General features: G+C 58.3%; 15 protein-coding genes. 12 read left to right on the top strand and 3 right to left on the bottom strand.

What is annotated here, in order from left to right; genetic code table 11:
* The first annotated feature begins 22 nt into the window (after window positions 1–22).
* The 10 genes from AB9K37_RS10055 (at window position 23) to AB9K37_RS10010 (ending at window position 10,885) form a co-directional block, all read left to right on the top strand.
* Window positions 23–1,234 (top strand): chemotaxis protein CheA, encoded by a 1,212-nt coding sequence (locus tag AB9K37_RS10055; RefSeq protein WP_369837939.1) that lies wholly within the window; start codon window positions 23–25, stop codon window positions 1,232–1,234.
* A complete protein-coding gene (locus AB9K37_RS10050; RefSeq protein ID WP_369837936.1) occupies window positions 1,231–2,037 on the top strand; it encodes a protein-glutamate O-methyltransferase CheR in 807 nt (268 codons plus the stop codon). Before AB9K37_RS10055 ends, AB9K37_RS10050 begins: the two co-directional genes overlap by 4 nt.
* Window positions 2,034–3,185 carry a chemotaxis response regulator protein-glutamate methylesterase gene (locus tag AB9K37_RS10045; RefSeq protein ID WP_369837933.1) on the top strand — a complete coding sequence of 384 codons (1,152 nt, stop codon included), beginning with the start codon at window positions 2,034–2,036 and terminating at the stop codon, window positions 3,183–3,185. The genes AB9K37_RS10050 and AB9K37_RS10045 overlap by 4 nt, the downstream gene beginning before the upstream one ends.
* Before the next feature lie 2 nt (window positions 3,186–3,187).
* Entirely contained in the window at window positions 3,188–3,718 is a 531-nt protein-coding gene (locus tag AB9K37_RS10040; RefSeq protein ID WP_369837930.1) for a chemotaxis protein CheW, read from the top strand.
* 338 nt (window positions 3,719–4,056) lie between these two features.
* Window positions 4,057–5,802, top strand: coding sequence for a methyl-accepting chemotaxis protein (locus tag AB9K37_RS10035; RefSeq protein ID WP_369837927.1), 1,746 nt, complete (start codon window positions 4,057–4,059; stop codon window positions 5,800–5,802).
* 69 nt (window positions 5,803–5,871) lie between these two features.
* Window positions 5,872–6,279, top strand: a complete 408-nt coding sequence (locus tag AB9K37_RS10030) for a response regulator (protein WP_072708322.1) — start codon at window positions 5,872–5,874, stop codon at window positions 6,277–6,279.
* A gap of 54 nt (window positions 6,280–6,333) precedes the next feature.
* Window positions 6,334–9,774, top strand: coding sequence for an Hpt domain-containing protein (locus AB9K37_RS10025; protein ID WP_369837923.1), 3,441 nt, complete (start codon window positions 6,334–6,336; stop codon window positions 9,772–9,774).
* 170 nt (window positions 9,775–9,944) lie between these two features.
* Window positions 9,945–10,343: a flagellar export chaperone FliS gene (fliS, locus tag AB9K37_RS10020; protein WP_369837922.1), complete on the top strand. Its 399-nt coding sequence runs from the start codon at window positions 9,945–9,947 to the stop codon at window positions 10,341–10,343.
* The gene (locus tag AB9K37_RS10015) at window positions 10,340–10,666 is read left to right on the top strand and encodes a hypothetical protein (RefSeq protein WP_369837920.1); all 327 of its coding nucleotides are present in this window, start codon (window positions 10,340–10,342) and stop codon (window positions 10,664–10,666) included. Before fliS ends, AB9K37_RS10015 begins: the two co-directional genes overlap by 4 nt.
* A 3-nt stretch (window positions 10,667–10,669) precedes the next feature.
* A complete protein-coding gene (locus AB9K37_RS10010; protein WP_369837918.1) occupies window positions 10,670–10,885 on the top strand; it encodes a hypothetical protein in 216 nt (71 codons plus the stop codon).
* Between the two features lie 49 nt (window positions 10,886–10,934).
* Here the strand turns inward: AB9K37_RS10010 and AB9K37_RS10005 are convergent, their stop codons facing one another.
* Window positions 10,935–11,096 (bottom strand): hypothetical protein, encoded by a 162-nt coding sequence (locus tag AB9K37_RS10005; protein ID WP_369837916.1) that lies wholly within the window; start codon window positions 11,094–11,096, stop codon window positions 10,935–10,937.
* A 50-nt stretch (window positions 11,097–11,146) separates the two neighbouring features.
* Window positions 11,147–11,656, bottom strand: coding sequence for a hypothetical protein (locus AB9K37_RS10000; protein ID WP_369837913.1), 510 nt, complete (start codon window positions 11,654–11,656; stop codon window positions 11,147–11,149).
* Between the two features lie 163 nt (window positions 11,657–11,819).
* Here AB9K37_RS10000 and AB9K37_RS09995 point away from each other — a divergent pair, with 163 nt between their 5' ends.
* Together AB9K37_RS09995 and AB9K37_RS09990 are read left to right on the top strand one after the other, a co-directional pair.
* On the top strand, window positions 11,820–12,269 hold the full coding sequence (locus AB9K37_RS09995; RefSeq protein WP_369837911.1) for a hypothetical protein: 450 nt from the start codon (window positions 11,820–11,822) through the stop codon (window positions 12,267–12,269).
* On the top strand, window positions 12,266–12,901 hold the full coding sequence (locus tag AB9K37_RS09990) for a hypothetical protein (protein ID WP_369837908.1): 636 nt from the start codon (window positions 12,266–12,268) through the stop codon (window positions 12,899–12,901). The genes AB9K37_RS09995 and AB9K37_RS09990 overlap by 4 nt, the downstream gene beginning before the upstream one ends.
* Here AB9K37_RS09990 and AB9K37_RS09985 read toward each other — a convergent pair whose 3' ends face one another.
* Entirely contained in the window at window positions 12,902–13,252 is a 351-nt protein-coding gene (locus AB9K37_RS09985) for a hypothetical protein (protein WP_369837906.1), read from the bottom strand. It abuts the gene before it with no gap.

The following is a 13,252-nucleotide window of genomic DNA, read 5'->3' as shown; positions in this document are numbered from 1 at the left end:
ACCCAAGCTAGAGAGAGGCGCGATGAGCGCAAGTCCCGAAGCCACATCAGAAAAGTCCAGCGGTGGCGCGCTCCTGCGCGTTTCATCGGACAAGATCGGCCGTCTTATGGATTTGGTGGGCGAGTTGTCGCTCAGCGTTTCTGAAACGGTAAATTCCCCAGACCTCGCGGGGCTCGACCTTGTGGGGTTTGATGCCGCGGCGCACCGCCTTTCTATGATTGTGCGCGAAGTTCAGGACGCTGCCACTGAGCTGCGTCTGGTCCCTGTCGGTGAAGTATTCCGCCGCCTGAAGCGCATGATCCGCGAACTCGAGCGCGAGACCGGTAAAATCATCGACCTTGATATCGTTGGTGCCGATACGGCTATCGACAAGCTGGTTGCGGACAAGTTGTACGATCCGCTGCTTCACGTCGTCAGAAACTCTGCGGACCACGGCCTTGAGCCGCCGGACGAGCGTGTGGCGAACGGCAAATCCAAAAAAGGCATGATCCGTCTGGCTGCGCAGCAGGTGGGCAGCGAAGTCCGTATTCAGGTCATTGATGATGGCCGCGGTCTGAACCGTGAAAAAATTCTGAATATCGCTCGTAAGCGTGGTTTCTTTGGTGAGAGAGAAGAGCCCGAGCCCGAACGCCTGTGGAAGGTTATTTTCGAGCCTGGTTTCTCAACAGCTGAAAAGGTCTCGACCCTGTCCGGTCGCGGCGTGGGCATGGATGTTCTGAACACGACCATGACCGACCTGCGTGGCCGCATCGCCGTCGAATCCGAAGAGAATAACGGCACCACGGTATCGCTACACATTCCTGTGTCGCTCGCCTTTCTTGACAGCATTTTGCTGCGCTTGGGCAAGCAGCTCTTTACTGTGCCCGTCGACGATGTTGCTGAAATTGTGAAGCCGGGCATGTCCGATCTGGTCGGCGTCTCTGCCGACAAGGGGACCGAAATGCTCAAGCTGCGCGGGAGCTTCATCCCCGTTCTTCGGCTTGAGAAGTTCTATGGCACAAAGATCACCAGTTTGACCCCGTTGGTCGATATGGTGTGCATCGTTTTCCAGACCGCGCGGGGCGCTATCGCTGTCCCGGTGGACGAAGTTCTGGATCGCCAACAAGTCGTGATGAAGCCGCTTGTCGGTTCGCTGGCCAAAGTGCGGGCGAGCTGGGGCTGCGCGCTGCTCGCTTCGGGTGAAGTCGCAATCGTACTGGACTGTGAACGTCTGGCCTCTGGGGAAGAGAGATGACGGCACTCGACCAGACGGGATACGAACAGATCCGGAATTGGCTATCGCATCGTTGCGGTATCAATTTTGCGGACAACAAGCAGGATCTCCTGCGGCAGCGTCTTGCGCGCGTGACCCGTCGTTTTGAATACAACGATCTGAACGGTTTGGCCCGTGATCTGCTGAACAACCCTCCGCAGGATGTGGAGTTGGCTGTCATGCACGCGGCCTCTACCAATCACACCTATTTCTTCCGCGAACCCGAAGTTCTGGACAACTTCCGCGAAATGATCATTCCGCTGCTGGCGGACCGTACAGAGATGCGCGTCTGGAGCGCTGCCGCTTCGACCGGAGACGAGGCGTACACCGTTGCCATCATGATCGCAGAATCCTTGGGTCTGAACGCATTGAAGCGATTGAAAATCCTTGGCACCGATATCAGCGAGCCTGTTGTGCAGCGCGCCGAGATGGGAGTCTTTCCACAACGCCAGTTCGCCCATACCGATCCCATGATCCTGCGGCGTTATTTCGAGCCGACAGGGATGGACCAGTTTCACGTGCGCCCCGAGTTGCGTCATTGCTGCACCTTCCGCCGCATGAACCTGAAGGCGCGTCCCTATCCGTTCATCCATCCGTTCCAAGTCGTGTTCTGCCGCAACATCCTCTACTACTTTGACCGCGAGGATCAGATCGGCACGCTCGAAGCAATCTACGACGCGACCGAGCCCGGTGGCTGGTTGATCACCTCTGTCACAGAATCGATCCGCGATCTGGGATCGCGTTGGGAACCCGTGTGCGCAGGCATCTACCGGAGGCCGGCATGAACCGTTCTGAACGCCCCATCCGGGTTCTGATCATAGATGACTCTGCGATGTTCCGCAGGTTCTTGGCCCAAGGGATCAAGAGCGATCCCGAGTTTGAATTGGTCGGTGCAGCTGCCAACGCAGAGCAGGCGCGACAGTTCATCGGTATTCGCCGTCCTGATGTCATTTCGTTGGATATCGAGATGCCCCAGATGGATGGCCTGACGTTCCTGAAGGAAGAGATCTCGAAGGATCCGATCCCGACGATTATCGTGTCTTCGCAGACATCGAATGGGGCACGTGCCACGATCGAGGCCTTGCAGGCTGGCGCCGTTGATGTGCTGCCAAAACCTAAAATGGTTGCGGGTCAGGATATCGCGGGCATCACCAGTCAGATCCGCGTCAGTCTCAAGGCGGCACGCCATGCCCATGTCCAAGAAGAGGCGGTTCCCGCGCCTTCGATTAGCGCGCGGCAACGACGGACAGCGAACCAGCCTTCTGCGCCAGAAAATCTGCACTCGGCCAATCCACAACTGAATGCCCGCTGGGTGTTTGCAATTGGGGCCTCGACTGGGGGCGTTCGGGCGCTTGGCACAGTTCTCGCACAGCTGCCCAAAGACGCGCCGGCGACAGTTGTTGTTCAACATATGCCCGCGGGCTTTACGAATGCTTTTGCGCGTCGTTTGAATGATACGTGTCGGGTCGAGGTTCGCGAAGCGCAGCACGGTGATCTGCTGCGTCAGGGCCTCGTCCTTCTGGCTCCTGGTGGGGAAACCCACATGGTCGTGCGGCCCAGTCCCAACGGGCTCTGTGTCGTGCTGAACCAAGGTGACCCAGTCTGTTACTCCCGCCCGTCGGTGGATGTTCTGTTTGCTTCTGTTGCCAACTACGCGGCCCCTCGTGTCTCGGCCGCGCTGCTGACCGGGATGGGCCGGGATGGCGCGCAGAGTCTGGGAATGATCCGTCGTGTCGGAGGGCGGACTTTTGCCCAAGACGAATCCAGTAGCGTCGTCTGGGGGATGCCCGCGGCGGCTTGGGAAACCGGCGCGGCAGAGTCGCTGGTCCCGCTAAATAACGTGGCTGGGGTGATGATGTCCTCGATCGGGATCTCACCGCCCCCGCTCCCAGAAGAGAATATTTTTTCCACGCCTCTCAGGAAAGGAAACTGAAAATGACAGCGCAAGTTGCAGCAGAGACAGCGGTAGAAAACCGCGTGTCCATGGAAGAAGGGGTCGTCGACGCGGAAAGCATCGACAGCATGTACCTGACTTTTGCCGTAGGCGAAGAGGACTACGGCATGTCGATCGGCATGGTGACTGAAATCGTCGGCATGCAGCGTATCATGGTGGTCCCTGATGTGCCCGACTACATCAAAGGTGTGATCAACCTGCGCGGCAAGGTCATTCCGCTGATGGATGTCCGCCTGCGTTTCGGTATGAACGAGCGCCCTTATGACGACCGTACGGTTGTGATTGTGCTCGAGGTCAATGATGCGCCGATGGGCCTGATTGTGGACCGTGTCCGCGAAGTGATCGACATCCCCGATGACAATATCGATGCCGCCAGCGGCTTTGGCTCGGGCGATGGTCGCAGCGTCGTTAGCGGTCTGGGCCGTGTGGACGAGCGTGTGGTGATCCTGCTGGATGTGCCGCTCTTGGTCTCTGACATGGACGTCATCGCACCCAAACTGGCGAAAGCCTGATCCGATGCAGCGTCTGCTCACATACGCGCTCCGGTTCGCCAGTACCTGCCTGAGCAGGATCTGGCAGGAGACGGCCCCAAGAGAGGCTCGGACCGTCCCACGGTATGCGTATGCGACGGGCGGACGCGCTGAGCTGAGGCCAAAATCCCCGGAGACCATCGGACAGAGGAGGAATGCACATGACCGACGACGATAAGCCACCTCGCCGAACTCCGGCGCGACGTACCCCAGTCAAGAGAACGGGGGCCGCGGCACAAACCAAATCAACCGGCCCCAGCGCCAGAATTGAACCAGTTCCCGCCGAAACACCTGCGGAAGTTCCACAAAGGACCGAAGAAATGAACGCCAGTCAGAAAGACACCTCCACAGCCGGTTGGCAAAAAGTAGCTGAGTGCGGAGTTCTTGGGCAACTGCGGACAGCCGTTGCCTTGGTGGACAGCGACATGATCATCCGGTACGCCAACCCATCCTGCATGACTTTGATGTCGAACAACGAAGCGCTTCTCAAAGGCGCGGTGCCGGGCTTTTCCGCAGGAGCGATGGTGGGTACCAACATCGACCTCTTCCACAAGATCCCGCAGCAGCAACGTTCAACGCTGGAAAACATGACCGCTGCGACCGATGTTCCGATCCGCCTGGATGGCTTTGCTATTGATGCGATGATCTCGAAGCACAACGAGGGTGGTGAAGACTACTACGTGGTCGAATTCACTGACGTGACCAAGAACGTGGCCAACCAAGAGGGCATCCGCCAGTTCATCGCTGATATGAACAATATGGCGATGGCTCACGACTGTGGTGACATCGATGTCTTTATGGATGGCTCTAACAACCCCGTGCCTCAGTTCCGCGATGCAGCGATGATGGTCAACGAGATGGTGCGCGCGCACATCAACACCAAGGCGACCGTCATGAAGGTGTTCGATGCGTTCGGCAAAGGCGACTTCGACATCGAATATCCCAAGCAGCCTCGCAAGAAGGCATTCCTGCACGAGACTGTCGAACGCCAGCGTGAAACCTTCCGTTCGCTCACCGATGAAATCGAGGCGATGTCGGATGCGATTGTTGCGGGCAATTTGGATATCAAGGTTGACCCGTCCAAGTTTGGCGGTGAGTACGCACGGATCGTCCAGAGCTTTGAACGCGCGTTCAACCACCTCGATAATGTGTTCAGCATGTTCTCAAGCCAGATCGAACAGATCTCGGGGACTTCGGGCCAAATGAACGACGCCTCGCAGAAGCTGGCCACCAACAGCCAGATCGCATCGTCCTCGGTGGACGAGGTGTCGGCCTCGGTCGAAGAAACCGATGCTCAGGTCCGTGCCAACGCGTCGAATGCCCAAGAAGCGTCGAAGCTGGTGCAGGCCGCTGCACAGGTCGCCGACGTGGGCAACCAGAAGATCACGCAGATGGTCGAAGCGATGGAAGGGATCAACACCTCTTCGCAAGACATCGCCAAGATCATCAAGGTCATCGACGAAATCGCCTTCCAGACCAACTTGCTGGCGCTGAACGCGGCTGTCGAAGCGGCCCGCGCTGGTCAGCATGGTCGCGGCTTCGCGGTGGTGGCTCAGGAAGTTCGCAACCTTGCTGGCCGCTCGGCCAAAGCGGCGCGCGAAACCTCTGATCTGATCGAGAGCTCGGCAAGCCGTGTGACCTCGGGTGTTCGCATCGCGAATGAGACGAGCGAAGCGTTCAGCCAGATCGCAGGCGATATTCAGAAGGTCCGCAACATCGTCTCCGAGATCGATCAGGCTTCGGGTGAACAGTCCCGCGGTGTGGCCCAGATCAACGACGCAATCGGCGAGATCGCCAAAGCTGCACTGGCGACCAGCCAACAGGCCGAGGAACTGGCATCGACCAGCTCTCAGATGACCTCTGCCACCACGCAGATGCGCAATGAAATCGGTCGTTTCAAGCTGCGTGAGAGCAAGAAGGGCGCTGCGGGTATGCCCGATCTCAGCAACCTCTCGCCTGAAATGATGGCCCAGATCACCAAGATGATGGGCGGAAACATGGCTATGGCCGGTGCGGGTGGTGCGTCGAACGCAGACCGCGACGAGCGTGGCTTTGGAAATTTCTAAACTGACCCTGTGCCGAGCCAAGCCCGGCTCGGTGCTCTCCCCCAATCGCCGAATTTTGGAGAACCTCACATGCCATACAAAGTAATGATCGTAGACGACGCCGCGATGATGCGCCTCTACATCTCCAGCTTCCTCAAAACCCTGCCCGATTTCAAAATGGTGGCCCAGGCGGCCAACGGTCAGGACGCGCTGGATAAACTGTCGGACCACGAAGATCTGGACCTGATCTTGCTGGACATCGAAATGCCCGTCATGGACGGCCTCGAATTTCTGCGTCACGCCAAGCTGAAGACCCGTGCAAAAATCTGCATGCTGTCCTCGGTGACCGTATCCGGCTCGCCTCTGGCAGCCAAAGCCCGCGAACTGGGCGCAGACGGTGTTGTGACCAAGCCCTCGGGCACAGTGTCCCACGACCTCGAAGAACGTGTCGGTGACGAGCTGCGCCGCGTGATGCGTTCGCTGGTTGAAGCGGCCTAATCGGCCGCCCCGCTCGCTCTTTCCATGAATCTCGTTGCATCAAGGAAGTAGACCATGAACGACGAAATGGACGAAATTTGGGAACTCTACGCAGACGATGGTGCGCAGGCCCTTGATGCTATGGAAGAGGCGCTCGAGTCGTTGCAGGACGGCGAGGGTGACCCCAAGGATCACATCGGTGCTCTGTTCCGCGCTGTGCATACCTTTAAGGGGAACTCCCGTGTTCTGGGTCTGGCGACTGTCGAGAGCCGTGCCCACGTAGGCGAAGACTTGATCGGCCTCGTGCGCGATCAAGGCGTGCCTCTTAATTCAGAGATTCTGGATATCCTGATGCTGACCGGGGACACCCTGCGCGGCATGTTGGACGAAACAGCCGCCACTCGTGCGGACGTCGAGTCCGGACCTTCGGAACAGCTGCACGAGGACCTGAAACGTATGGTGGCAAAATACTCTGGTGAAGGTGGCGACGCTCCCGAAGCAGCTGCACCGGAAGAAGAAGCTGCAGAAGCCGCGGGCGAAGAGCCCGCTCCCGAGCCTGCTGACGAAGCTCCGGCTGCGCCTGCTGCAGTGGCGGCTGGCGACCCGATGGCGTCAATGTTTGCGGCTCTGGATGATCTGGGGGAGACGGACACCAATTACGGTGACGACGACGATCTGTTCGGCGAAATGGACGACGTGAGCGACGCAGCCCCGGAGGCCGAAGAGGCCGCGGCGCCCGAGCCCGAACCCCAGCCCGAGCCGGAACCCGAACCAGTTGCCGAAGCTGCACCGGAACCTGCGCCCGAGCCAGAACCGGAGCCGGTCGCGGCAGAGCCTGCTCCTGCGCAGGAATCTGCTGCGGCGGATGATTCTGCACCCTCGGAAGCGGCCAAGCGCCTGTTGGAAGACAAGGTTTACCACAAGATCTACAGCGACATGGTCGCCGAGACTCTCGAGCACCTTGAAGCTGCTTGTGCCAAATCTCCGGCGGAAATGCCGTCGGATACGGCAAAGAAGGGCAGCGGCCTGTCCTATGCTGCAAAGCAGCTGGGACTGGACGACTGGGTCACCGAACTGGATCAGATGAAGTCCGCAGACGGCAACGCTACGGATGTTCTGAAGCATGTGATCAAGCGCCTGAAGCAGCTGCGCAAACGTGATCTGGGCATCGGCGGCGATGATGTCGAAGATGACGCGCCCGCTGCTGCCGCACCAGCGCCAGCTGCACCTGCTCCAGCTGCGCCCGCGGGACCCGCTCCGGCGGCGCCTGCCGCGGCGGCTCCTGCACCCGCTGCCCCAGCCCCTGTACCTGCGGCAGAGGCTCCTGCGGCGGCTGCACCTGCCGCTTCGAAGGAAGATCCAACTACCAAGGTTCTTCGCAACCTTTCAGAGCTGTTCAAGCGCGTTTCCGAAACGGGCATGCGGTTCAGCACCGATAACAAACCTACCGGCAAAGAGCTGGACGAACTGAGCCAGACCATCATCAAAATGGTCGAAGAGCAGGGGTACGTGCGTGTGACACGCGCTGCAGAACTGCTGGCGATGGCGACCACGGCGAGCAGTTTCCGGACGGCTGAGTTGCAGTTCTACGAAGAACTGGCGGCTGTGGAAACCGTGCTGCCTCAGGGGGCGGTACCGGCTGATCTGTTGACCCCGACCAAACTGTTGCGGATCTGGGGTGCGGACAACATCTTTGACACGCTGGCAAATCTGCGTGGCGGACTGGAAGAGAACAACGGTCAGGGCGAGACTTGGTTCGTTGGTTTCGAAGGCCTGATGCGCCGCGCGTTCCATGCGTGTAACTACTACAAGATGGAAACAGCGGCACAGCTGACCATGGCGCTGATCGACTTGTTCGCCCGTGTGCGTGTGGATGGTGCCAAGCCGGACATCATCCTGATCCAGATTGCTCGCGGCTTTGTGGATACAATGGAATTGGTGTTCGACGCTCTGGATCAGGGCGACAATCCAGACACCTCCAAGATCGAAAAACTGTTCGAAGAAGCCTCGACCGTCTGTTTCCTTGCGTCGGGCATGGTGACGGCCAAGAGCATCGAGCAGCGTCTGGGCCTGCCCAAAGAGTTCCACCGCGTTTTGTCGCCCGATAGCGTGAAGAAAGCGCAATCGGCAATCGAAGCGGGCCTGAACTTCTGGGTAATCCGTGCTGATCTGAACGATGACGAAGATATCGCGCAAGCGTTTCTTGATTGGGTCTCGTCCAAGCAAGCCCGCATGATTACGAACGTGACCGTGTTCCAAGATGATGTAACGCTGTTCGACTTCCTGGTTGCGACCACGCTGCCAGATGATCACTTGCAGGAAACTCTGATCCAGATCGACCCTAGCGCGAAAAAGCTGTTCTCGCAGATGCGTCTAGAAGTTCAGGAAGAAGAGAGCACGCAGTCTCAGGGTAGTGGTGACGACCCGATCGACTTCAATGTCGTGATGGGCTCGGGTGGCGACGGTCTGCGTCTGCTGGAAACCATCGGCGAGATCAGCTCTGGACAGGCGATGGTCCAAGAGATGGTGCGCCAGATGGCGATGGCGGACCTGATGCAGGAAATCGAGATGAGCATCCAGCACTCGGATGCCCCGCCGCTGAACGCGCGTCATCGTACAATCCTGCGCGAGATCATGGACAACCACATGGGTCGCTTGCAGCAGCTGTCCGAAGCGGAAACGCAGTTGGGTAGCCAGTTGGGCCAGTTGCAGGAAGAAAGCGTCGCAATGCGCTCTCGTCCCGCAAACGTCCTGCTCAAGCCCCTGTCGTCATTCGTCGAAACGCTTGCCCGCAAGTATGGGGGCAGTGCTCGCCTGTCTGTGGCCGGCGGCGATGCAATGCTGGATCAGACCATGATCGCTGATCTGCGTCACATCCTGAAAACGCTGGTAACCCTGCGAATGCAGGCTGAAACCCAGCCTGGCAAGTTCCATATCTCGCTGGCCAGCGAAGACGACCGCGTGGTTGTTGACCTGACGGACGACGGCGCGGAAATCGACCAGACCAAAGCCTTTGACGATCTTCTCGAAGAGGTGAAGCGCAAAGGTGGTAGCCTCAAGACCGCATCTGTTCCCAAAGGCGGCCAACGGTTCCATCTGAGCTTGCCGCTCCACATGATCGTTCTGGACGGAATGGTCGTGCGGGTTGGTGATGTGCGCTACGTCCTGCCCATCGAGTCGATCCAGCGCATCCATCAAGGCAAAGATGTCGTGCCCATCGTTGCAGCGCGAAACATGGCAATGCTGCGTCTGGACGATGGGGATCTGATCAAGATCCAGCCTTTGTCCAACGGCAAGACCAAAATTGGCGACAGCCCAGACGGTCTCTATGTGATTGTGCGCTATGGTGATATTCGCCGCGCGATCCCTGTGGACGAGCTGATGGGACAGCAACTCGTTTTGCTGCGTCCGCTGCGCGGTGTCCTGTCTGGTATGCGTGATCTGTCTGGAATTGCCATTCTGACCGGTGGTGATGTGGGCATGGTGCTATCCGTCAGCAGCTTTGCCAGCGCCTAAACGCTTGTAAATAGACTCTTTTTGGCCGCGCCCATTTGGGCGCGGTTTTTTATTTTTATCCAATGAGTTAACGCGGCCTAAACAGGCAATTTGGCCTAAAAGATGCAAAGGAATTGTCGTTGATTTTAACACGACGATGGAAGCGTCAGGGAAACGTAAGGAGCATCAGAATGTCCATTGCCCTAGCAAGATCGCGCTATCGCCAAGCCCAATCCGCAAACGCGGCCGAGGTCGACAATCCGCACGAGATCATCATGGTTACCCTGAGAGAGCTCGAGCGTTCGCTGTCGGTTTTGTCCACATCGTTTGGAGAGGGCGTGAAGGCACCCGATGAGCACACCAGCCGTGCTTTGACTGCAATCTACATCCTGCAGTCTTCGCTGGATTTCGAGAAAGGCGGCGATATCGCCACCAGCTTGTTCCAGCTTTATGAATACTCGCGCCAACAGATTTTGGCGCTGATGCGCCGTGACCCCGAGGCGCAGATCGAAAGCGCGCGTGATTGCATCACTGATGTTTTGTCCGCATGGCGTCAGATCGGTCCCGAAGTCGGAGGCAAACCTTCGTGAGCAGCGATCTGGTCCGGCATATGACATCGGCACAGTCGCTGGAGCGGCTGACCGTTATCGCACGCAGCCTTGAACAGGCGGCCGACGCGGGTGCTTTGGAAGAAGTGACCCGGCTGGACCACGAATTGCGCTGCGCTGCACTGGCTGTGGTGGGCACGATCCCATCCGGCGAAGCCCCCATGGAAGAGCAGCTTCAGTCAGTGAGGGATGCATTGCGGGCTGTCGAAATCGCGATTGCTTCTGTGCAGCTTCAGCAAAAGAAATTGAAACAGAAAATTGACCAGTCCCGCCGCTTGCGACTGGCCTACAAGCGCAAGGATTGACCGATGGCCCACTCCAGAAAGCCCTGCCGATCCTGTTTGCGCATTCGCATGTTCATGATGTGCGCTTTACCGGTCGTCATGCTGATTGGCCTCCGCCCGGATGGCATGGTGCGCATTGCGGGCTATTTACCCGACGCAGGCTGGATTGCGGCTGCGATGATGGTGGTCGGTACGTTCGGGTTCGTTCAGCGCTATAGAAAATACAAAAGCCAGGACTGAGGGCGATCCTCAAGCCTGGCTTTGGTTCATTCGGAATGTACAGAGCGGTTTAGCCGATCCGTAGCGGGTTCTTGAGCGCCTCGACCAGCGAGGTCAGCGATACCCGCTTGCGGCTGCGCGGAGCCCCTTTATCGTCGCAAAATACGGTTTCCACCATCATGACAGGCGCAGGCGTGGCAGCGGTGGCTTGGGGGTCGTAGATCATGTTCATGGTAGAAGCTCCTGTTCCATTTGCTGGAGTCTCTGCAAGGGGCGGGCCAATTAGCTTTTCGCGATCGAGAAATTCAGGATGAGCACTTCGTAGACCGGATTGGGGCGGTCTTCGGAGGTAAGTTCGACATTCATCTTGTCACGTAGCACCGCAGGCAATTCGGTGCGTAGATCTTGCCAGTCGCTTTCTGGGGGCATCTGCTCGACCAGTTCTTGGACAGCGTCCGCAAGGGGCGCCATGATAGGACCGGGGTCCTCTTTGAGCATGTCGTAGACTATTTTGCCGACATCATCACGGATCGCGAGGCCGATGTTGATATTCACCGTGCCGCCAAGCTTGGGCAGTGTCGCTTTGATCGGGTTGACGATGTCGATATAGGTCCGCTTGGGCTCTGCAATTTCCTCTTCTACGACCTCTTCTTCGATGACCTCTGGCTCGGGTAGGTCTGGCTTGGCTGCTAGGGAAAAGAACAAGCCCGCGCCAAAGGCGCCGACCACGACAATCGCGGGCAGGACAGTCAGCAGAATACTGGCTTTGGACGAAATCGGCTCGGCCGACATAGGCACGCGCCTCCTTGGTTTTTCAATTTTGCAAAAGGTTGTGCAAGGCAGGTGCCAAAGCTGCTAGAGTGTAGCCCAAGGCTAAAAAAATCCGGAAGATAGCCGAAAGATAAATACAAGAGCACTTCACCCGCAGGACATCGCGGGCCAAGAGAGGACGTCGATGGCATTCGCGTTGAAATGGGCGATGGCCCCATTCAGGCTTTTGTTCGGACGTGGCCCCAAGTCGGCCACGCCTGAAATCCTGCCTGCTGATCCAGCGTGGACGGCGCCTCCGGCTGAGCCTGTGGATGGGCACCTGCCGGCTGAAGAATTCGTGCTGGTGGAGCGGATCACGCGTTTGATGACGCTGGACGAGATAGAGCGCCACCTGCCCGATATTCTAGGCCGGGCGCTGGCGCGCGGTTGGATTGATAAGCCGTTTCAGGCAGCCTTTATGGATGACCCGAAGCAGATGCTCTCGACCTACGATGTGCATCTGCCTGATGCGGTTGAGATCGAGGTCGAGGCAGAGCCGGGCAAGCGCCCGCGTATCGTTGTGTATCAAGTCAGTTTGGGTGGACGGAAACGCAGGCTTCTGTACCTGCAGCTGGTGATGATGGCGGGGCGATGACGCTACTACACAAAATTTTCGGGGCAACCGTGGTGGCGCTGTCATTGGCTTCGCCCGGTGTGGCGGGCAAATTCGATGATGCGATGACCGCGTTCAAGGGCGGTGATCTGGACCGCGCTGTTGTCCTGTTTCAGGAATTGGCAGAGTACAATGACGGCGCAGCTCAGGCCAATCTGGCGGTGCTCTATGCGATCGGGCAGGGTGTGCCGCAAGATGATCTAAACGCTTATTATTGGGCGTGGCGCGCGCGTTTCTCTGGCGAGAAGGCGGCAATCAACATGATCAAACTTCTTCGAGAACGGTTAACCGAAGAAGGGCGTGCCGAGGTCGCGGGGCGGCTGATCACCGATCTGACTAAGACAGCGGAAAGAGGGGATCTGGGGGCGCTGACGGCTTTGGGCCGCGTCTACAACGAGGTCAGCGAGCCCTCGCAGAAGGCGGAAGCCTTGCTGTGGTTCACAGTGGCTGCCGCGTTTGAGGCTCCCCATGCTGCGCTCTTCCGCGAGGGCGTCAGTCAGGAGATCTCAAAACAAGAGCGCCTGACCACACAGGCCCGCGCTCGACAGTTGTTTACGGAATGGTGCGCAAAGTTGCCAGAGGACAAACTGCCGGCAACTTGCAGCGAAAGCTGATCAGTGGCGGCGGAATGCCTGCATCGCCACTAGCTCGTCGGCGGAAATACCAGTTTGGCGTGCGATCTCGGAGCCGCTCTCGCCTTCGCGCGCCATGTTGATGGCCTGATCAATCATGCGCTCGCTGGTCAGCCACTGAATATCCGAACGCATGTCTTTGATTTCGGTCGCCATTGCTTCGATGGTCGCGCCGATTTTGGACTGTTCTTCCGCCACTTTGGCCAGAACTGCCTTTTCGGAATGGGTCGCTTTCTTCTGGGCGCGTTTACGGCGCAGAGCGACGTAGACACCACCCGCGAGAAGAGTTGAGACTGCTGCTGCGGAGGCAAAAAGGATCAGTTCGCTGGTCAC

Source organism: Donghicola sp. XS_ASV15, from assembly GCF_041224595.1.
Classification (GTDB): domain Bacteria; phylum Pseudomonadota; class Alphaproteobacteria; order Rhodobacterales; family Rhodobacteraceae; genus Donghicola.
The sequence above is the reverse complement of the archived record's forward strand: the minus strand, read 5'-3'. Positions and strand labels throughout refer to the sequence as shown.

Excerpts from the sequence above, each read along its gene's own strand:
- AB9K37_RS10055 (WP_369837939.1), top strand. The coding sequence starts at position 23 with ATGAGCGCAAGTCCCGAAGCCACATCAGAAAAGTCCAGCGGTGGCGCG.
- AB9K37_RS10050 (WP_369837936.1), top strand. The coding sequence starts at position 1,231 with ATGACGGCACTCGACCAGACGGGATACGAACAGATCCGGAATTGGCTA.
- AB9K37_RS10045 (WP_369837933.1), top strand. The coding sequence starts at position 2,034 with ATGAACCGTTCTGAACGCCCCATCCGGGTTCTGATCATAGATGACTCT.
- AB9K37_RS10040 (WP_369837930.1), top strand. The coding sequence starts at position 3,188 with ATGACAGCGCAAGTTGCAGCAGAGACAGCGGTAGAAAACCGCGTGTCC.
- AB9K37_RS10035 (WP_369837927.1), top strand. The coding sequence starts at position 4,057 with ATGAACGCCAGTCAGAAAGACACCTCCACAGCCGGTTGGCAAAAAGTA.
- AB9K37_RS10030 (WP_072708322.1), top strand. The coding sequence starts at position 5,872 with ATGCCATACAAAGTAATGATCGTAGACGACGCCGCGATGATGCGCCTC.
- AB9K37_RS10025 (WP_369837923.1), top strand. The coding sequence starts at position 6,334 with ATGAACGACGAAATGGACGAAATTTGGGAACTCTACGCAGACGATGGT.
- fliS (WP_369837922.1), top strand. The coding sequence starts at position 9,945 with ATGTCCATTGCCCTAGCAAGATCGCGCTATCGCCAAGCCCAATCCGCA.
- AB9K37_RS10010 (WP_369837918.1), top strand. The coding sequence starts at position 10,670 with ATGGCCCACTCCAGAAAGCCCTGCCGATCCTGTTTGCGCATTCGCATG.
- AB9K37_RS10005 (WP_369837916.1), bottom strand. The coding sequence starts at position 11,096 with ATGAACATGATCTACGACCCCCAAGCCACCGCTGCCACGCCTGCGCCT.
- AB9K37_RS10000 (WP_369837913.1), bottom strand. The coding sequence starts at position 11,656 with ATGTCGGCCGAGCCGATTTCGTCCAAAGCCAGTATTCTGCTGACTGTC.
- AB9K37_RS09995 (WP_369837911.1), top strand. The coding sequence starts at position 11,820 with ATGGCATTCGCGTTGAAATGGGCGATGGCCCCATTCAGGCTTTTGTTC.
- AB9K37_RS09990 (WP_369837908.1), top strand. The coding sequence starts at position 12,266 with ATGACGCTACTACACAAAATTTTCGGGGCAACCGTGGTGGCGCTGTCA.